The following is a 20,274-nucleotide window of genomic DNA, read 5'->3' as shown; positions in this document are numbered from 1 at the left end:
GTTGTTTTAATTTTAATTTAATGTGGTTATAGGTTTATACCGAAGTGATATCGGCGACCTTTATCAAGCCATCATGCTTGTGTATTCTTTTTTCTAAAGCTTTGGTTAAAGGAACAATCGTAACTGTTTTATGTACAATTCCAATCATTACTTCACTTTTCCCTTCTAGTAAAGCTTCTACTGCTCCTACTCCAAGTTTACTAGCCAATACTCTGTCGTAACAACTAGGCGCTCCTCCTCTTTGAATATGCCCTAACACAGATACCCTAACTTCATAACCGTCTAGATGCTCTTCTACATATTCTCCTAACTCAAAAATATTCTTCCCAGACTTGTCCCCTTCAGCAACTACTATAATACTTGAAGTTTTACCGCTTTTTTTACTCTTCTTTAAAGATTCTATAAGCCTATCGACTCCCATATCCTCTTCGGGTATAAGGATCTCTTCGGCTCCTGCGCCAATTCCAGCATTTAGAGCTATATCCCCAGCATCGCGTCCCATTACTTCAATAAGAAATAATCGGTTATGTGAACTTGCAGTGTCTCTAATCTTATCAATCGCTTCAACAACGGTATTTAATGCAGTATCGTAGCCAATGGTATAATCGGTACCATTTATGTCATTATCAATAGTTCCAGGTATTCCTACTACAGGAAAACCAAACTCTTCAGATAATTTCAATGCTCCTGTAAAACTTCCATCTCCTCCAATAACCACTAAGGCATCTATACCATTTTTTATAAGGTTGTCATGAGCTTTTTGTCTTCCTTCTACTGTTCTAAATTCATTTGAACGTGCAGATTTAAGAAAAGTACCTCCCTTATTAATAATATTTCTTACAGACCGAGCATTCAGTTCTTCTATCTCATTATTAATTAACCCTTCGTATCCTTTATACACACCATAACATTGTACCTGAAAATAACTACATGCACGTACAACAGATCTAATGGCAGCATTCATTCCCGGGGCATCTCCACCGGAAGTTAATACAGCTATATTTTTAACTTTCTTTGTCATTATAGCCAAAACTATCGTTAATGAACAGAATAACCTAATTTGCTAAAAAACTAAAACGTTTTCGGTTAATAAATTCAGTATTTACCGACAGAAAAGGCTATATTTTAACACATTTTCATGAATATCGTTAAGAATAAGTCAATATCTTAATACAGCACTAAGCTTGATTAAATCTCCTTTATCAAACACATATTTTTCCTTAAAAATATTCATCTAGCAAAAACGGCCTACCTAAGTAGACCGTTTTGATAAATTAACACTTGAATTTTTGATTACTCTTGAATCAAAATTAAATACTGCCAAGGACTCAGTTCATATTCCTGATTTGGTTTTGCTTCTATTACTTCTTCTGATGTGTAGTCTTTAAACTTACCGGTATACTCTGCGGTAAACTTAACAGGCTCCTTTGTCATATTGGCTACAAACACAATCTTATTCCCTTCTTTCTCTCTTACAAAAGCCAACACCTTTTTATCGTCTGATGTTTTAACTCTGGAATAGGAAGCTGCATTCTTTCCTCCATGCAAGGCGGGATTACTATTCTTTAGCTTACCAAGTTTCTCATAAAGCGGGAAAAACTTCCCTTTGTTCTTTATGATAGTATCTTTTTCAAAAAATAGAAGTCTTTTATTCATGTCATATTCCTGACCAGAGTATATAAGAGGCATTCCTGGTGCAACATAAGAAAGTGCGGCAAATAATTCTTTAGCCTCTCCCATTCTTTCTTCTACCGTACCATTCCATGAATTTTCATCATGATTTGATGTAAAGTTCATTAAAATATCATCTTTAGCATACATAGAGTCTATTTGAACCATTCTTTTGTCCCACTCCTTTGCATCTGCTTTACCTTGTGCAATGTCATTCATTTTATGGTGAGTATCCCAGCCATACCCCATGTCAAAAGCATTTTCCATTAGTTCTGGCTCCCAGCCTTCTGCTAACATAAATACTGGCTTTATTTTTTTAAGTTCAGATACAGTATGCTCCCAAAAATCTACCGGTACCATTCCTGCTACGTCACAACGAAAACCATCTACTCCTTCTTCTTTGATCCAATAGATCATATCTTTTCTCATTTGCGCTCTCATTTCTTTATTATCATAATTAAGATCAGCAACGTCGGTCCAATCGGTCCCCACAGTATGAGTAATGTTCCCTTCTTTATCTTTGGTGTAATACTCTGGATGTTCTTTTAACCACAAATGATCCCAACCAGTATGATTTGCTACCCAATCTAAAATCACATAAATCCCATTGTCGTGAGCGGTTTTAACTAACTCTCGAAAATCTTCCAGAGTACCAAATTCTGGGTTTACCTTGGTATAGTCTGAAATCGCATAATAGCTTCCTAAAGGACCTTTACTTTTGGTTGTTGAAATAGGATATATAGGCATCACCCATAAAATCTTTACTCCTAATTGCTTCAACGCAGGAATATCTTTGGTAAATGCTTTGAAGGTTCCCTCTTCTGAATATTGACGAATATTGGCCTCATAAATAACTGCATTTTCCATAATACTATCACTCACAGGTGCTAGTACTTGTTTCACTTCCTCTTTTGTCTCGGCATTTATGTTGGCAACTGTTTCCTCCTTTTTGGTTTTTCCGCAGGAACATAAAATTCCTAATACCAGGAGATTTAAAATTGCTTTTCTCATATTGTTTAAGTTAACTATAGTTATTGTTTTATTTTAGTTCGATAATCATTGATTGCTTTGATGCAATCGTAAAGTTTTCTGAAATATCTATATTAGAATCAGTAATAATATCTGTACCCGTTTTTAATCCTTTAATTCCTTCTGTAAATCTTGCTACATCAATTTCCTGAGATGTAGTGCTATTATTAAGTACTACCATGATTGTTTTTGTATCATCATATCTGAAATAGACATAAACATTGTCGAATGGTATAAACTGCAGTAATTTACCGGTATGTATAACCGGGGTATTTTTCCTCCAGTTCAATACCTTTTTTGTAAAAGAATGGAAAGCTTCCTGATCTTTGGTTCGCCCTTCTTCTGAGTTCGATGATAAAAAGGCACTTTGTTTATCGCCTTTCCAACCACCTGGAAAATCTCTACGAATATCCCCATCACCTTTTTTGTCACGGTTTCCTAGCATTCCAATCTCATCACCATAATACATTTGCGGAATCCCTCTGGTTGTAAATACCAACGTCATTGCCATTTTATACTTTTCTATATCTCCTTGATATATTTCGTTAATTCTATTGGTATCATGATTTCCTGCAAACAACAGAATATTATTGATATCTGGATATAAAAAGTCATTGGTAAAGTTATCATAAGCCCTTATCATTCCTTTATCCCAAGCCCCTTCATCTTCATTAAAAATCACAGTAATGGCATCATGTAGCGTAAAGTCCATTACCGAAGGTAAATTGGAGTTAAAATTGTCTATAGCTCCAATCTTACTGTCTTTTTGCCAATATGCCATCTGAGCCTGATCGTGCATCCAGACTTCTCCCACAATATTAAAATTAGGGTATTCATCCATGATTGCTTTAGTCCAGCTTGCTATACCTTCTTTGTCATTGTAAGAATAAGTATCTACTCTAAATCCATCTAAATCTGCATACTCGATCCACCAAATTGCATTCTGGGTGATATACTTCAGTAATAATGGATTACTTTGATTCATATCTGGCATCGTGGTATCGAACCAACCATTCATACAACCCTTCGCATCAACCTGTGAGGCATTAGTATCAAATTGAGTAGTCATACGATAGTTACTCCTTCTAAAACCTTCTGGCCATTGATGAATCCAGTCTTTGGTAGGAAGATCTTTTATCATCCAGTGCTTTGATCCCCAGTGATTAGTTACATAATCCATGATTAATTTCATATCAAGATCATGCATCTCTTTTGCTAGTCTCTTATAATCTTCATTACTGCCATATCTAGGATCTATTTTGTACAAATCACTTTGCGCATAGGTATGATATGAATACACGGGTTCATCGTCTTCTAATAAAGGAGTGCTCCATAAAGCAGTTGCTCCCAAATCTTTTAGATAATCCAGATGATCTATTATACCCTGTATATCCCCTCCATGGCGACCTCCTGGGTTTGATCTGTCTGCTTTTTCTTTGGTATCTGGATGAGAGTCATTAGAAGTATCTCCATTGGCAAACCTGTCTGGCATGATCAAATATAGTACATCACTACTATCAAACCCTTTACGACTTGAAGAGTTTTCTCTTCTAGCCTTAAGCTCGTAGTCTATAGAAGAGTGAATTTTTCCAGCTTCTGATAACTTGATCTTCTTCTTTCCGGCTTCTACCGATGTGGTATTAATCGTAATGAATATGTAGTTTGGGTTTTCAGTTTTTGTGACCTTTGTAATTTCTAGATCATCGCTTGACACATCTAACTTGGCAATATCTTTTCCATATACCATTAATTGCAAATCCTTTGCTTGCATTCCACTCCACCAAAATGGAGGTTCTACCTTTTCAACCTGTGCGTTTACAAATGAAAACAGAAAACAAGTGAAAAGAATTATTAATTTACCTTTCATGTCTTTATAAAGTTATTTTTAGAGGTAACATCGAACTCGCCAAATGATCCTTTGAGGTATCTCAAAATGATACAATAGCATGTTTCATTACATTCTTATTTATAATGTTATTGTATGCTGCGAAGTAAACACCCCAAAAAAGAATAATTTTTTTGGGGTGTTTAAAGCTTATCTAATCCATATTTTATACCGTAATTAAACTATTCGGAGAGATCGTAAATTCTTTATTATCTACATAAATAGTTAATTCCTGGTTTCCTTCTAAAGTAAAAGAAGTTCCTTCTTGAGAGACTTTTACCTTTAATATCTGGTTTCTGAAATTTACATTAAACGTATATCCTTTCCACTCTTTTGGAATTCTAGGAGTAAATGATAATTTATCATTCTTTATTCTTAGACCTCCAAAGCCTTCTACAATACTCATCCATGTTCCCGCCATACTTGTAATATGCAGACCTTCTTCTACTTCTTTATTATAATCGTCGAGATCTAATCTTGAAGTTCTAAGATAAAAAGTATAGGCTTGATCCATTTGATCTAATACCGCAGCTTGTATGCTATGTACACAAGGAGATAAAGAAGATTCATGCACTGTAAATGGTTCATAAAAATCGAAGTGACGTTTTAATTCTTCTTTGGTAAAATGATCTTCAAACATATAGAACCCTTGTAATGTATCTGCTTGTTTGATATAAGGTGATCTTAGAATTCTATCCCAACTCCATTTTTGATTAATAGGACGTTGAGATTTATCTAAATCGGCAACAGTGATTAGTTCTTTATCTAGAAAACCATCTTGTTGAAGATATACCTGATATTTTTCAGAATATGGGAAATACATTTTCTCAGCCACTTCTAACATCGCATCGATTTCCTCTTGATTCAGTTTGGTCTTTTCTATAATTCTAGTATAATCGGTATTGTATTCAGCTTTTACTTTATCTATATTCTCGATACAATATTCTATACACCACTTGGCCAAATAATTCGTATACCAGTTGTTATTGATATTGTTTTCGTATTCATTAGGCCCAGTAACACCTAAAATCACATATTTCTCTTTATCTGTAGAGTAAGTCGCTCGTTGATGCCAGAATCTTGCAATGGCAATCATCACTTCTAATCCCTTTTCTGGTACATAACTATAATCGCCTGTATATCTCACATAATTATAGATTGCAAAGGTCATTGCTCCATTTCTATGTATTTCTTCAAAGGTGATTTCCCATTCATTATGACATTCTTCTCCATTCATGGTAACCATGGGATACAATGCTGCTCCATTTACAAAACCAAGTTTTTCTGCATTTTCAATGGCCTTATCCAAGTGATGGTAACGATAGGTCAAAAGATTTCTTGCTACCAACTGATCCTTTGTAGCCATATAAAACGGGATACAATAAGCTTCGGTATCCCAGTAGGTACTTCCTCCGTATTTTTCTCCTGTAAATCCTTTTGGACCGATATTTAACCTTGCATCTTTCCCTAAATATGTCTGATTTAACTGAAAGATATTAAATCTGATACCTTGCTGAGCTTTAACATCTCCTTCGATTACAATATCTGCCATTTCCCAGATTTTGGACCATGCTTTCTTTTGTAAATCTAGCATCGCATCGAATCCTGATTCTGAAGCTTGTTTTAATACAGCCGTGCTAGCTGATACTAGGTCTTCATTTGTATGATTTAAGGATACTGTATATCCTCCAAACTTAATAATAGCAGCGGTTTCGCCCTTCTCTACCTCTACCGCATAGCTTAACCTGGCATAAGTGCCATTGGTTTCTACATTAGGGTAAATATTGGTTTGTTTATCATTTACAAAAACTTGATTAAGCATACCGGTACACACATGAAATTCAGTTTTCATGGTCTTTGATAAAATATAGGCCGAGTTCCCTTTATGAGAAACATCGTAGGTATCCCAAAACTTATCATCCCAGTTAGAGTCTTCATTGGTAATTCCTGAATCTAAATATGGTATAAAAACAATGGTAGCATCCTTATTAACAGGAATAACCTCATACTTTATTGCTCCTACCTCATCTAAGTCTAGACTAAGAAAACGGGTCGCTTTTACCGAAATTTCGGTATCGTTTTGTAACACCGCATTAAAAGAACGCTGATACCAGCCTTCTTTCATGTTTAGCTCTCTTCTAAAGTTGGTTATCGATTTACATCGGTACAAATCTAGCTTTTCATCATTTACCATGACATCTATACCAATCCAATTGGGAGCATTAAGAACTTTGGCAAAATACTCAGGATATCCATTTTTCCACCATCCGACTCTGGTTTTATCTGGATAATAAACTCCCGCAATATAGCTCCCCTGAAAAGTTGGACCGGAATACGTCTCTTCAAAATTAGCTCGTTGTCCCATTGCTCCATTACCTATACTAAAAAGGCTTTCTGAGGATTTAACTCTCTCTGCATCAAATCCTTCTTCTATAATCGACCAGTTGTCTGGTTTTATATAATCCTGATTCATCTCTAATTTTGTTTTTAATTGAAGAATAATGCCTTGGTTACAATTGTAGTAGCATTACTCTATAATTGGCTAATTTATTTTTTGATTAATTGGTTTATAAAGGTCTCATCTATTTCTGTAAAATCTGCAAAAACATAATCTGCTTCATGCAATACATCTTTGCTTCCTATTCCTATACTTATCATATTTGCATTGTTTGCAGCTTGTACTCCTGCTACAGAATCTTCAAATACAATACAATCTTCAGGTTTTACACCTAATTCTTTGGCTCCTATTAAGAATACCTCAGGATCTGGTTTTGCTTTAGTTACATTGGTACCGTCTACAATGGTTTGAAATTTGGTTGTTAATTCTACCTTTTCTAAAATAGCTCGAGCGTTTTTACTAGCTGAACCTAAGGCAATACCCTGATTTTCAGAAACCAAATAATCTAACACTCTTGGTACATCTGGTAAAACTTCTGAAACATCCATTTTGGATATATAAGATAGGTATTCTTCATTTTTCTCAGTCATAAGTCGGGTAAATTCTTCTTCCGAAATGGTTTTATTACCCCACTCTAATATTTTTTCTAAAGATCGTATTCGGCTAACTCCTTTTAGTTGTTCGTTTTGTTCTTCAGAAAAAGAAATCCCTAATCCATTGGCTAAATTTTGCCATGCCAGGAAATGATATTTGGCAGTATCTACAATAACACCATCAAGATCAAAAATAAAAGCTTTCTTCATGTCTCTTTTTTAACTTAGCTTATTTAAAATTACATTATCATCTACATCTTTAACTCTTGTTACTAACAATGCCGCTATTATAAACGACACTCCACTTATGACCAAAGCATACATTGCGTTACCATTATAAAAGTATTTTACCAAGGGACCTCCAATAAGTGCATTCACTATCTGTGGTAATACAATAAAGAAATTAAATATCCCCATATAGACACCCATCTTTCTGGCAGGAATAGAACCCGCCAAAATTGCATAAGGCATTGCCAGAATACTTGCCCACGCAAATCCAATACCTATCATAGGAAGTATCAATAGCATTTCATTAGAAATAAAATACATTGATATAAAACTCACGCCTCCTATTACTAAACATAATGAATGCGTTAGTTTACGTCCAACCTTAAGTGCTATTACTGGCAAGAAAAAAGCAAATACAGCAGAAACAGCATTATATACTCCAAAAAGAAAACCTACCCAATCACCAGCATCTTGATATGCTTTGCTACTATGATCCTCAATAGGCAAACCATATACATGATGAGCAATTGCTGGTGTTGAAAACACCCACATTCCAAACAAAGCAAACCACGAAAAGAACTGTACCCAACTAAGCTGTTTCATGGTAAGAGGCATTTTTCTGAAATCTGAGAAAATATTTAACAAAGAAGAAGACTCTTCAGTTTCTTCTTCTCCTTCTTCGGCTTCAAAAGCTTTAAGCTCTTCAGGAGTATATTCTTTGGTTGTAAAAACTGTTAGTAGGATACTACCAATTAAGACTATTGCACCAATAATAAAAGACAATAGTAAATGCATTGGCACTTTACCTGGTTCGGCAACATTAGAGATACCAAACCAATTTACAAACGCATAAGGCAACCAAGATCCTATCACTGCACCAAAACCAATTAATGCCGTCTGAACACTAAAACCAAGTGTTCTTTGGTCAGAAGGCAGGTTATCGGCAACTAGAGCTCTAAAAGGTTCCATAGCTACATTAAAAGAAGCGTCCATAATCATGAGCATACCAGCTCCAACCCACAAAGCAGGCATAAAAGCAGTAAACATGTCGGCATTAGGCATAAGTAATAATCCCAAAGATGCTAACACAGCTCCAGTAAGAAAATATGGTCTTCTTCGACCTAATCTGGTCCAGGTTTTATCACTGTAATAGCCTATTATTGGCTGAACGATTAACCCTGTTAAAGGAGCTACAATCCAGAACCAAGACAACTCGTGTACATCGGCTCCAAAAATTTGTAAAATCCTACTGGCATTTGCATTTTGAAGGGCAAAACCCATTTGTATCCCTAGGAAACCAAAACTCATGTTCCAGATTTCCCAGAAACTTAATTTACGCTTGTTCATTAAGTGAATATTTAATTATTACACTGATAAGCGCAAGACTTATCAAAACTTATTTATGTGTAGAAAGTGAAAATATAAGTTTTGATCGACCCCAAAGATATTATATTTTTTTAATTAAAAATACTTAGTCTTTAGTTTTTTTTGTTGATTTTCTTTGAACCAAACTGGTATCAATTATTACAGTTCTATACTCCTCGGTTACAGATTCATCACCTTCTAATTTATCTATTAACAACTTGGCTGCTCTTATCCCCATATCCTCACCATGCTGGCTAATAGTTGTTAAGCTTGGAATGAAATGTTTGGATAAAATACCATCTGTAAAACCAATAATCGCTACATCATCTGGCACTCTTTTTCCTTGTTCATGAAGAACTCGAATTGCAGTCACAGCGAATAATTCGTTCACTGCAAAAACAGCATCTATATCTTTTCCTTTTAAGAAACTCTCTATTTCGGCCTCACAGTTGTCGATATCTTCAATTTTTAAGATATACTCTTCATTTTCAGGAATATCATATGCTCTTAATGCTCTAAGGTATCCATTCGTTCTAAGCTTCCCAACACTTATATAATCCACTGTGGTTAAAATTGCAATCTTCTTACACCCTATAGATAGCAAGTGATTTGTTGCAGATTGCGCTCCTTTTGCATCATCTATGATTACCTTATCACAAACCAATTCATCTATAATTCTATCAAAAAGAACTACCGGCATTCCCTGACTCATCGTTTCTTCTATATGATGATAATCTTTTTTGAGCTGGGTCTCTTTGGCTACTGATAGAATAAAACCATCTGCACTCCCACTGGCAAGCATCTCCATATTAATCACTTCTTTATCAAAAGAGTTGTTTGAAGAACATATAATAACGTTATACCCTTTTTCATTGGCAACCTTTTCTACACCACCAATTACCGTGGTAAAAAAATGATGAACAATCTCGGGTATAATTACACCAATAGTCTTTGTTTTTCTATTCTTTAAACTCAGTGCAATGTTGTTTGGTTTATAATTATACAGTTTAGCGAAAGCTTTAACCTTTTGACGGGTATCTAGACTAATTTCCACACTGTCCTTTAGGGCTTTTGAGACTGTAGAAATAGAAACATCCAGTTCTTTTGCTATTTGTTTCAGGGTAACTTTTTGTTTCATTTGTTTTTTGTTGTTAGCGTTTACTTTTTCCAATCCAAATCTTCCCTGTTTTTTTCCAATTATAAAGGTATCAAAAGCATTGAGACCATTTGAAGATTATCAAATAACAGGCACTTTTTTAATCACTTCTCAAATTTTGGGGCGAAAATATGCTATATGAACACAATAAAACTTAAAATTTTAACGAAATTTTAAAAGTTTTCCACACGCAAACGTTTTCGTAAGGTTTCGACTACATCTCCATTGAAGATTTAACGTAAAATTTACATACTTTGGATGCAGAAAGTGAAAATATAAGACTTAAAACAATCAAAAACTAATTTAATTTTATGAAAACATTTACTAAAAGCGCATTGTTTTTATTGTGGTTGATACCAATGAGCTTTTTCGCCCAGTCCACCGTCACGGGAACGGTCACTGATGCTGGAAGCGGTCAACCCATTCCGGGTGTAAATATCATTGTAAAAGAGACTACTAATGGAACTTCATCCGACTTTGATGGTCTCTATTCAATAGACAATGTAAACAACGGTGATATTATAGTCTATTCATACGTTGGTTTTGTACCTCAGGAAGTAGCATACACTGGTCAAGCTACTATTGACATCGTTCTGGAAGAAGATGCAGCAGAACTTGAACAAGTAGTATTAATTGGATACGGTGCTGCCAGAAAGAAGGATTTAACGGGTTCTGTTTCTCTGGTTACTTCAGAGAACTTTAATACCGGTAATAACGTTACTGCAGAGAATTTATTCACTGGTCGTGTGGCGGGGGTTAACATTAATACCAATGGTGGTCCTGCAGGTAACTCAGAAATTAGAATTAGAGGGGGAGCTTCTTTAAACGCTTCGAATGATCCATTAATTGTATTAGATGGTTTACCTCTTTATGATCCTGGTAACTTAAATAATGGAGCACGATCTGTACTTTCGGCAATTAACCCTAATGACATCGAATCATTTTCAATTCTTAAAGATGCATCGGCTACGGCTATTTATGGTAACCGCGGTGCGAATGGAGTTATTATTATAACAACAAAAAAGGGAAAGAAAAAATTACAGATTAGTTTAGATTCTCAAACTAATATTACTACAGCCAATGAAGTAGTTGATGTTTTTACCGCGAACGAATATCGTGATTTTATCGCTCAAAATTTTCCAGATCGTTTAGCCGATCTCGGAAATGCTAATACCGATTGGCAAGACGAGATTTATCGAGACGCTTTTTCGTCGAATCATAACTTGTCATTAAGTGGTTCTATTTTGGAAGTTTTACCCACTCGATTAACGATTGGTAGATCTGATCAGGAAGGTATAAGAAAAACTTCGAAATTTGAAAGAACAACTACTTCCCTTTCTTTAAACCCGAGAGTATTCAATAATCATTTAAAAATAGATTTAAATGCAAACTTAAATTTTGAAAAAAACAGATTTGCTCCGGGTGTTGAAGGTTCTGCAATTACGTTCGATCCTACACAACCAGCTCTTGATCCAACTTCACCTTATGGAGGATTCTTCGAATATCTTAATAACGAAGGTTTTGCAAGAGCCAATGTACAGAGAAATCCATTAGCACAACTATTACAAACAAGAGACATTGCCAATGTTAGAAGAATTTATGGTAATGCAAAGTTTGATTATCAATTACACTTCTTTCCTGATATGAGAGCTGTAGTAAACTTAGGTTATGACCTAAGTGAGACAAAAAGGTTTGAAGAACGTTCTACAGAAAGTGCAAACACCTTTAATTCAGCTCAAGGAGAATTTAACGGTTTTAAATCCGATACTGATTTTTCTGTGGAAAACAGATTACTTGATACCTATCTAGTATACAACAAAAAATTGGGAGCTCTTGATATCGAAGCTACTGGAGGGTATTCTTATCAAAAATTCGAAGAGGAAGAGTTTAGAACCAGTGATCAACGGGACCCTAACAATGAACCCGAATTAGATATCCAAGGAGATGTTGTTTTGATTGCCTATTTCGGAAGAGCAAATTTTAAACTTTTCGACAAGTACTTTTTAGCAGGTTCTTTTCGTAGAGATGGTTCATCAAGATTTGGAGAAAATAATCGATGGGGTAACTTTGCCGCAGCCTCTTTTGGTTGGCAAATAAGCGATGAAAATTTTCTTAAAAACTCTAACACTTTAAGTAATTTAAGATTACGTTTAGGATATGGTATTACTGGACAACAGGACATCTCCGCTCCATTTGATTATATTGAACGATACGGTGGTAGTGGTCCTAACACTCAGTATATACTAAATGGACAAGTTGTAAATATTGTACAACCTCAATTTAGAAATGAGGAAATTGAGTGGGAGAAAATCACAGAATACAATATCGGTTTAGACTATGGATTCTTTAATGACAGAATTAGTGGTTCTGTAGATATCTTTAGAAAAGAGTCTGATGATTTACTTTCTCAAGCTCCTGTGCCAGATGCGGCAAACTTTTCTAACCAAGGATTCCAAAATATTGGAAAATTCACCACTGAAGGTCTTGAATTTTCTATTAATGCTGATGTGATAAGAACGAATGATTTAAACTGGAATCTCAGTTATAACTTGACATATATTGATAGGGAAATTGATAAGTTAGCTTTTAATCAAGACATTCTAGTAACTGGGATCAGTGGAGGAACTGGAAATACAATCCAAATACAAAGACAAGGTGAAGATCCATTTTCTTTCTTCACATTTGCTCAGGTCTATGATGAAAATGGAAGACCTATTGAAGGAGCATATGCCGACCTAAATGGTGATGGGGTAGTTGATAATAATGATCGTTATGTTTCTGGAAACGCAGTGGCAGATATCACAATGGGACTTCAGTCTAGTTTAAACTATAAGAACTTTGACTTTAGCTTCAACCTAAGGGCAAGCATTGGAAATGAAATATATAATAATGTTGCCTCTGCAAATGCGCAAACCGGAAATATATTCAGAAACGTGTTTAATAATGCCCCTGTAAGTATTCAGGACACCAATTTCCAAAATACTTCAGATGTTATTCAATCTGACTTTTATGTAGAAGATGCTTCTTTCTTAAGAATGGATAATATTACCCTAGGATATACTCTTAGAGATCTTATGAAAGGTGTCTCTAGCCTTCGTTTATGGGCTGGTGTACAGAACGCCTTTGTGATTACAGATTATTCTGGTCTTGATCCTGAGATCCAAAATAATGGTGTTGATAATACGATCTTCCCAAGAGGACGTACGTACTTATTAGGAATAAACTACAAATACTAAAACATTAGGAAATGAAACTATATAAGATATTTTTATACGCATTTCTTTTTATCGGTATATTTTCTTCTTGTGAAGACGATTTAAATATCGAATTAGAAGATGATGACGATTTATTAGCAGAGGACGTATTTAACACCCCTGATGGTTATGAACGTGCTATTGCTGGAGTATATGCAAATCTATCTGTAGTAGGATTAGATGGTCCTGGAACATCAAATATTGCGGGTATCGATGCCGGTACTGGACAATATGTTAGAGGTCTATTCAACCTACAAAATTTATCTACAGATGAGACTATTTGGACTTTCGAAAATGACCCAGGTATACGCCAAATTCAGAGAAACCAATGGGATGCAAATAACGTGGTGGTTCTTGGTTTCTGGGCAAGAGCAACTTTCGAAATTTCATTGGCAAATGAATTTTTACGTCAAACTACAGATGCCAAGCTTGATGAAAGAGGCGTTTCAGGAGAATTAAGAAATACTATCACAGCCTATAGAGCGGAAGCAAGAGTATTACGAGCGTTAGCCAACTATCATTTATTAGATCTATTTAGAAGAGCTCCATTTGCAACAGAAGAGGATGCAGTTGGATTTACTCGTGTTCCAGAAATTGCTGGACAGGACCTTTTTAATTACATTGAAGCTGAATTGTTAGCTGCAGATGCAGATTTAATTGACGTAGCGACTGGAAACGCTGCCACTTATGGTAGAGTAAATAAAGGAGTTGCCAAAATGATTCTTGCAAAATTATACCTAAATGCAGGAGTATATCTTGGAGATGAAAACCAACGTTTTGCAGACTGCTTACGAGTTTGTGAAGAAATCATAAACAGTGGGTATTCCTTAACTCCAAATTATCTGTACAACTTCTTAGCAGATAATGATACCAACGGTGCACAAAATGAAATCATCTTCCCGGTAATTGCCGATGGAACAACTGTTAGGAATTTTGGTGGAGCTGGTATTTTAATACAAGGACAAATGAATGCCAGATCTGGTTTTCAACCTACTCCAGAATCATTAGGTGTTGGAGGTTTTGGTAACTTATATCGAGTAAGAAGACAGTTTGCCGAATTATTTGTGAACGATGCTCTATTTAACAATGACTCTAGAAATACAGTTGTTTCTCAAGATATAGAGTTAGATGATATGGGTAATATTGTTACTCAGGAAGATAGACCTATTGAAATAGCTGATATTAGTGATACTTCTGGAGGATACTTACTAGCTAAATATTCTAATATTACCTCTGCTGGTGAACCAGGTAAAGATGCCACATTCGTAGATACAGATTTCCCTCTATTTAGATTTGCCGATGTACTTTTAATGTATGCTGAAGCGCACTTAAATAATGGTGGTGGAGATCGTGCAACAGCTCTTGGATATGTGAATGATTTACGTGAAAGAGCATTTGGAGACGCCTCTGGTAATATAGCTGATGCAGATTTAACCCTAGACTTCATCTTAGATGAAAGAGCAAGAGAATTACACTGGGAATGTCATAGAAGACAAGATCTTATTCGATTTGGTCAATACAGCGGAGGAACTTATAACTGGACATACAAAGGAGGGCCTCAAAACGGATCTGCAATTTCAGAAAACCTTGATCTATTTCCAGTACCTGCATCAAGTAGGTCTGCGAATCCTAACCTAGGACAAAACACAGGATTCTAATATTATGAAAAAACTAAATTTATATACAGTCATGAAAAAGATATCAATTTTAATGTTTGCATTTATAGCATTATTATGCTTTAATGCATGTGTAGAAGATGAAGAACCCACATTCGTTGTTCAAAATGAGCAATCTGAAGGACCACTCGTAGTAAGTGCTAGCTCAAATGTTACTTTAACTAAAGATACTGCAGATAACCTTGGTTTCACTTTAGTATGGGAAGATGCAGGATATAATGTTAATACCCCTATTAGCTATAGTATAGAAGCTGCTGCTGCAGGAACAGATTTTGCAAGCCCAACAGAAGTTGCGGTAACTACAGATCGTTTCTACTCATGGACAATCGGAGAGTTAAATGGATTAGCATTAACCCTTGAATTAGAGCCAGATAATGAAGCGTCTATGGAATTAAGAGTAGTTTCTTCTCTAGGAACAAACGGTGGAGCTGCTATTGTTTCAAATTCTATTGCTCTTACTGTGACTCCATACAGCACTGTAGTGCCACAAAAAGATCTTTTCTTAGTAGGAAGCGCTACCGCTCCAGGATGGAATAACGGAGACCAAGCAGGTCAACATCCTAATACAGCTTTGGTAAGAGATCCAAACAACGAAAATCTATTTAAATTTACAGGATGGTTCCTTGGAGGTGGTGACAATGCCTTTAAACTATTAGAAACGCCAGGTTTCTGGCAACCACAATGGGGAGATGATGGAGGATCAATTACTAGCAGTGATATTTTAGGGGGAGATCCTGGAGTATTATCTGTGGCTGCAGATGGTTACTATGAAATCACTGTGGATATTGAAAATTTCACTTTTGAAGCTAATTCTTTTGATGCAAGTGCATCTGCATCTTATGCTACGATCGGAATTATTGGTGACTCTACTCCAAACGGATGGGATTCTGATACAGATATGACGCAATCTACTTTCAATGAGCATTTATGGTATATCATAGATATTACATTAACTGATGGAGAAATGAAGTTTAGACACAGTGATGACTGGCCAGGAAACTGGGGTGCAGATACTGCAATAAGCGGTCAAGCTACTACAGATGGAAACCCACCTAACATACCTGTAACAGCAGGAACTTATGACATATGGTTTAGTGACCTAGACGGGCGTTTCATTTTCATTCCTAAAGGATAATTATTCTTAATCTTAAAAAGTTGAAATGAAAAAAATTAAATATATATCACCAAAAGCCTTCCTCCTACTTGGAGGAATGGTTCTTGGCCTAGCAGGTTGTACTGAAGATGATGATTCCTCTACAGATCAAGAGGTAATTATCACCAGTCAATCACTAAAAATGGATCTTACACCATTCCAAAAGGAAGATGCTGGTGTTTTTATGCAAGCTTTCTACTGGGATGTAGAACCTATTGGAGGATGGTATGATCAAGTAGGTACAGAAATTGAAGAATGGGCGAATGCCGGTATCAATAGAATCTGGTTACCTTCGCCAAGTAAAGGAGCTTCTGGATCATTTTCTATGGGATACGACCCGATGGACTATTTTGATGTAGGAGAATTTAGCCAAAGAGGTTCTGAAAACGTAGAAACTCGTTTCGGATCAAGACAAGAATTAGAAGACTTAATTCAAAAAGCACACGCTAACGATATTGAGGTTATTGCAGATGTGGTTATGGGTCATAATTCTGGTGGTGGGTTACAATATAACCCATATAGAGATGCAGAAGTATTTAGTCTATTTGATGAAGAAAACGGAAATGCTTCTGGTAAATTCAATAGGAATTTTGAACATTTTCATCCTAATGCAATTGTAGACTCTGATGAAGAAGCATTATTCTTTGCTGAAACAGATTTGAGTCATGCTGTGCCTTATGTACAAGAATGGTTATGGGGTAGAGATGATTCTGTTGCAGAATTCTATAAATCACTTGGTTTCGACGGGTGGCGTTTTGATTACGTAAAAAGTTTTGCTCCAAAATGGGTAAAAGCCTGGAACGACAAAGTTGGAGGATTCTCTGTAGGAGAAAACTTTGATGGAAACCAACAAGTCTTAAAAGATTGGGTCGATGCTTCTGGATCTCCTGCATTTGATTTCGCTTGTTTCTATAGATTAGACGAAACTCTGGATAGAGCAAATGATCTTACAGCTTTAGGAGATGCTGGTAATATGTTAAGAAAACTCGATCCTGCAAATGCTGTAACCTTTGCTGCGAATCATGATACAGAAAAGGATCCCAATCCAGATAATAGAATTAGCTATGGTAAGAAACTGCTAGCCTACTCTTATATACTTACTCATGATGGTTATCCTACAGTTTTCTATCTTGATTATCAAGCGTTCAAAGGTCAATTAAACACCTTAATAGAAATTTATAACACATTAGCTACGGGTGATGTTGAAGTAATTGAAGCTAATAAGGATGAATATATCATGAAAAGAAGTGGTAGTGGTGATAACCCTGGACTTGTACTTTACATGAATATTAGTAATCAAACAAAACAGCGTGTTGTTAAAACAAACTGGGCCAATAAACAACTGGTAGATTACACAGACAACTCAAGAGCTACACCAACGGCAGATAGTGAAGGTAATGCTACTTTAAGTGCTCCTCCGGGAAGCTATGCTATTTGGTCTATAACTAAAGAATAGATTTCTTTTTACAATAATAAATTAGCAAATAATTAAAAGAGTGCTTTTTTTTAAGCACTCTTTTTTTATTTTTACATCAGCAAAATTAATACTACCTCTCTCATTTGCGTCATTTTTGGTTAGCATAGCATAATCAAAAAGAATTACTTTACTTTGTAAAGAAGTATAGTCACACAAAAAATCAACATAATTTAAAATAGCTTAATGCCAAAATTTCCCTTTTACAAACAAGCTGAATCTAAGGATTGTGGACCTACTTGTATAAAGATAATTGCAAAACATTATGGTCGAATTCTAAATACACAAAGACTTAGAACTTTAAGTGAAACAACCAGAGAAGGGAGCTCTCTTTTGGGATTAAGTGATGCTGTCGAAACTATTGGTTTTAGATCATTGGGAGTAAAATTATCCCTTGCAAAATTAGATGAAGTCCCGCTGCCCTGTATTGTACATTGGAATAAAGTTCATTATGTTGTAGTTTATAAAATAAAAACAACCCGAAAAGGAAATATGACTATATATGTTTCAGATCCTGCTCATGGACTTATAACATATACCAAGGAAGAATTCATAAGAGCATGGATTGGTAACAATGCCGATGAACATACTGAAGAAGGTGTCGCCCTTTTGCTCGAACCAACGCCAAATTTTTACAATGATAATTTAGATGAAACTGATGAAAAGTTTGGTTTCAAGTTCATTTCCAAGTACATTTTTAAATACAAAGCATTTCTGTTTCAGCTTGCTTTGGGATTAACCGCTGGTAGTTTATTACAACTTATAACCCCTTTTCTCACACAAAGTATTGTAGATGTAGGTATCGAAAATCAAGATCTTGATTTTATTTATCTGGTTTTGATTGCAATGTTATCCCTTTTCGTTGGTAGAACCCTAATTGAGGTACTTCGGAGTTGGATTTTATTGCATTTGAGTACACGAATAAATATCTCTTTAATCTCTGACTTTTTCATTAAATTAATGAACTTACCTATCTCCTACTTCGATGTAAAAATGACAGGAGATTTACTACAAAGGATTAACGACCATAAGAGAATTGAACAAATCTTAACCATGTCTTCATTGAATGTATTATTCTCTATGGTTAACCTTATAGTTTTTAGTATTGTTCTTATATATTACAGCATTCCGATTTTTGGAATTTTTGCCGTGGGAAGTGCTATTTACTTTGCTTGGATTCTTATTTTCTTTAAAAAGCGTAAAAAACTTGATTACAAGCGCTTTTCGCAAATTAGTGAAGAACAGAGCAAGGTTATAGAATTGGTCAACGGTATGCAAGAGATTAAATTGCATAATGCAGAGAAAAGAAAACGATGGAATTGGGAATTTGTTCAGGCAAAACTATTTAGAATTTCTATAGAAAATCTTGCCTTAGAGCAGTATCAAAGTGTTGGCTCTTCTTTTATTAATGAACTCAAAAATATTTTGATTACCGTGTTTTCTGCAAAATTGGTAATCGATGGTGATATTACATTAGGTATGATGCTTGCCATTACAGCTATCGTCGGGCAACTTAATGCTCCCATCGCTCAGCTTATTAATTTCTTAAGAGAATTACAAGATGCTCAAATATCTCTTGAACGTTTGGGAGAAATTCATAATAAGGAGGACGAGGAACAAGCTGGTGATGAAAAAATAAGAGAAATTCCAGAAAGTTCAGGGTTTACTATTAAAGATATTAACTTCAGATATGTAGGAGCAGACAAACCTGTTTTAGAAAATCTTAGTCTTTCTATTCCTCCCAATAAAATTACCGCTGTTGTTGGGGTTAGTGGTAGTGGTAAAACAACCTTAATGAAGTTACTATTGAAATTCTATGAACCTGATGAAGGTCAAATTTTGATAGGAACTCATGATTTAAAACAAGTTTCCCAAAAGTCTTGGAGGGATCAGTTTGGTGTAGTTATGCAAGAAGGATATATTTTTAATGATACTATTGCAAATAATATTGCAGTGGGTGAAGACTATGTCGATAAGAAAAAACTGGCTCATGCTGTAGATGTAGCCAATATTAAGGAGTTTATAGAATCACTTCCTCTTTCTTACAATACTAAAATAGGAATGGAAGGAGTTGGTCTAAGTACAGGTCAAAAACAACGTTTATTTATAGCGCGTTCGGTCTATAAAAACCCAAAATTTCTGTTTTTCGATGAAGCCACCTCAGCGCTCGATGCCAATAATGAAAAAGTAATCATGGAAAAATTGGATACTTTTTTCAAAAACAAAACAGTAATGGTTATTGCCCATAGACTTAGTACTGTGAAAAATGCAGATCAAATTGTAGTGCTGGATAAGGGTAGAATTGTAGAAGTAGGAAATCACGAAGAACTGATAAAAAACAAAGCAAACTACTTTAACTTAGTAAAAAACCAACTAGAATTAGGAAAATAAT

At 35.3% G+C, this 20,274-nt stretch carries 12 protein-coding genes; 5 read left to right on the top strand and 7 right to left on the bottom strand.

The genetic code is table 11. The annotated features are described in order from the left end of the window. Positions 1-34 precede the first annotated feature (34 nt). The 7 genes from pfkA to M0D21_RS20975 all read right to left on the bottom strand — a co-directional run bounded on the left by pfkA (position 35) and on the right by M0D21_RS20975 (position 10,307). Positions 35-1,021: a 6-phosphofructokinase gene (gene pfkA, locus M0D21_RS21005; protein ID WP_248333168.1), complete on the bottom strand. Its 987-nt coding sequence runs from the start codon at positions 1,019-1,021 to the stop codon at positions 35-37. A 272-nt stretch (positions 1,022-1,293) separates the two neighbouring features. Next, complete coding sequence (locus M0D21_RS21000) at positions 1,294-2,682, bottom strand: alpha-amylase family glycosyl hydrolase (protein ID WP_248333167.1); 1,389 nt, start codon at positions 2,680-2,682, stop codon at positions 1,294-1,296. A 28-nt stretch (positions 2,683-2,710) separates the two neighbouring features. After that, positions 2,711-4,567, bottom strand: coding sequence for a glycoside hydrolase family 13 protein (locus tag M0D21_RS20995; RefSeq protein WP_248333165.1), 1,857 nt, complete (start codon positions 4,565-4,567; stop codon positions 2,711-2,713). Positions 4,568-4,751: 184 nt separating this feature from the next. Further along, the gene (locus M0D21_RS20990; RefSeq protein WP_248333163.1) at positions 4,752-7,058 is read right to left on the bottom strand and encodes a glycoside hydrolase family 65 protein; all 2,307 of its coding nucleotides are present in this window, start codon (positions 7,056-7,058) and stop codon (positions 4,752-4,754) included. Between the two features lie 74 nt (positions 7,059-7,132). After that, positions 7,133-7,786 carry a beta-phosphoglucomutase gene (pgmB, locus tag M0D21_RS20985; protein ID WP_248333161.1) on the bottom strand — a complete coding sequence of 218 codons (654 nt, stop codon included), beginning with the start codon at positions 7,784-7,786 and terminating at the stop codon, positions 7,133-7,135. Between the two features lie 9 nt (positions 7,787-7,795). Next, on the bottom strand, positions 7,796-9,151 hold the full coding sequence (locus M0D21_RS20980; protein ID WP_248333159.1) for an MFS transporter: 1,356 nt from the start codon (positions 9,149-9,151) through the stop codon (positions 7,796-7,798). A gap of 124 nt (positions 9,152-9,275) precedes the next feature. Further along, positions 9,276-10,307, bottom strand: coding sequence for a LacI family DNA-binding transcriptional regulator (locus tag M0D21_RS20975; RefSeq protein ID WP_248333158.1), 1,032 nt, complete (start codon positions 10,305-10,307; stop codon positions 9,276-9,278). A gap of 329 nt (positions 10,308-10,636) precedes the next feature. On the opposite strand from M0D21_RS20975, the gene M0D21_RS20970 reads away from it, so the two are divergent. The 5 genes from M0D21_RS20970 to M0D21_RS20950 all read left to right on the top strand — a co-directional run bounded on the left by M0D21_RS20970 (position 10,637) and on the right by M0D21_RS20950 (position 20,273). Beyond that, positions 10,637-13,561 (top strand): SusC/RagA family TonB-linked outer membrane protein, encoded by a 2,925-nt coding sequence (locus M0D21_RS20970; protein ID WP_248333156.1) that lies wholly within the window; start codon positions 10,637-10,639, stop codon positions 13,559-13,561. Between the two features lie 11 nt (positions 13,562-13,572). Then, positions 13,573-15,237: a RagB/SusD family nutrient uptake outer membrane protein gene (locus tag M0D21_RS20965; protein WP_248333155.1), complete on the top strand. Its 1,665-nt coding sequence runs from the start codon at positions 13,573-13,575 to the stop codon at positions 15,235-15,237. Between the two features lie 31 nt (positions 15,238-15,268). Beyond that, the gene (locus M0D21_RS20960; protein ID WP_248333153.1) at positions 15,269-16,390 is read left to right on the top strand and encodes a SusE domain-containing protein; all 1,122 of its coding nucleotides are present in this window, start codon (positions 15,269-15,271) and stop codon (positions 16,388-16,390) included. Positions 16,391-16,415: 25 nt separating this feature from the next. Beyond that, the gene (locus M0D21_RS20955; RefSeq protein WP_248333151.1) at positions 16,416-17,864 is read left to right on the top strand and encodes an alpha-amylase; all 1,449 of its coding nucleotides are present in this window, start codon (positions 16,416-16,418) and stop codon (positions 17,862-17,864) included. A gap of 204 nt (positions 17,865-18,068) precedes the next feature. After that, complete coding sequence (locus tag M0D21_RS20950) at positions 18,069-20,273, top strand: peptidase domain-containing ABC transporter (RefSeq protein WP_248333150.1); 2,205 nt, start codon at positions 18,069-18,071, stop codon at positions 20,271-20,273. The last annotated feature ends 1 nt before the right edge of the window (position 20,274 follow it).

The sequence above is a fragment of the Aquimarina acroporae genome, from assembly GCF_023195925.1.
GTDB classification, from domain to species: domain Bacteria; phylum Bacteroidota; class Bacteroidia; order Flavobacteriales; family Flavobacteriaceae; genus Aquimarina; species Aquimarina acroporae.
This window is presented reverse-complemented; position numbering and strand designations above follow the sequence as displayed.

Coding starts and splice junctions, on each gene's coding strand:
- pfkA (WP_248333168.1), bottom strand. CDS start 1,021: ATGACAAAGAAAGTTAAAAATATAGCTGTATTAACTTCCGGTGGAGAT.
- M0D21_RS20960 (WP_248333153.1), top strand. CDS start 15,269: ATGAAAAAGATATCAATTTTAATGTTTGCATTTATAGCATTATTATGC.
- M0D21_RS20950 (WP_248333150.1), top strand. CDS start 18,069: ATGCCAAAATTTCCCTTTTACAAACAAGCTGAATCTAAGGATTGTGGA.
- M0D21_RS20955 (WP_248333151.1), top strand. CDS start 16,416: ATGAAAAAAATTAAATATATATCACCAAAAGCCTTCCTCCTACTTGGA.
- M0D21_RS20975 (WP_248333158.1), bottom strand. CDS start 10,307: ATGAAACAAAAAGTTACCCTGAAACAAATAGCAAAAGAACTGGATGTT.
- M0D21_RS20990 (WP_248333163.1), bottom strand. CDS start 7,058: ATGAATCAGGATTATATAAAACCAGACAACTGGTCGATTATAGAAGAA.
- M0D21_RS20965 (WP_248333155.1), top strand. CDS start 13,573: ATGAAACTATATAAGATATTTTTATACGCATTTCTTTTTATCGGTATA.
- M0D21_RS20970 (WP_248333156.1), top strand. CDS start 10,637: ATGAAAACATTTACTAAAAGCGCATTGTTTTTATTGTGGTTGATACCA.
- pgmB (WP_248333161.1), bottom strand. CDS start 7,786: ATGAAGAAAGCTTTTATTTTTGATCTTGATGGTGTTATTGTAGATACT.
- M0D21_RS21000 (WP_248333167.1), bottom strand. CDS start 2,682: ATGAGAAAAGCAATTTTAAATCTCCTGGTATTAGGAATTTTATGTTCC.
- M0D21_RS20995 (WP_248333165.1), bottom strand. CDS start 4,567: ATGAAAGGTAAATTAATAATTCTTTTCACTTGTTTTCTGTTTTCATTT.
- M0D21_RS20980 (WP_248333159.1), bottom strand. CDS start 9,151: ATGAACAAGCGTAAATTAAGTTTCTGGGAAATCTGGAACATGAGTTTT.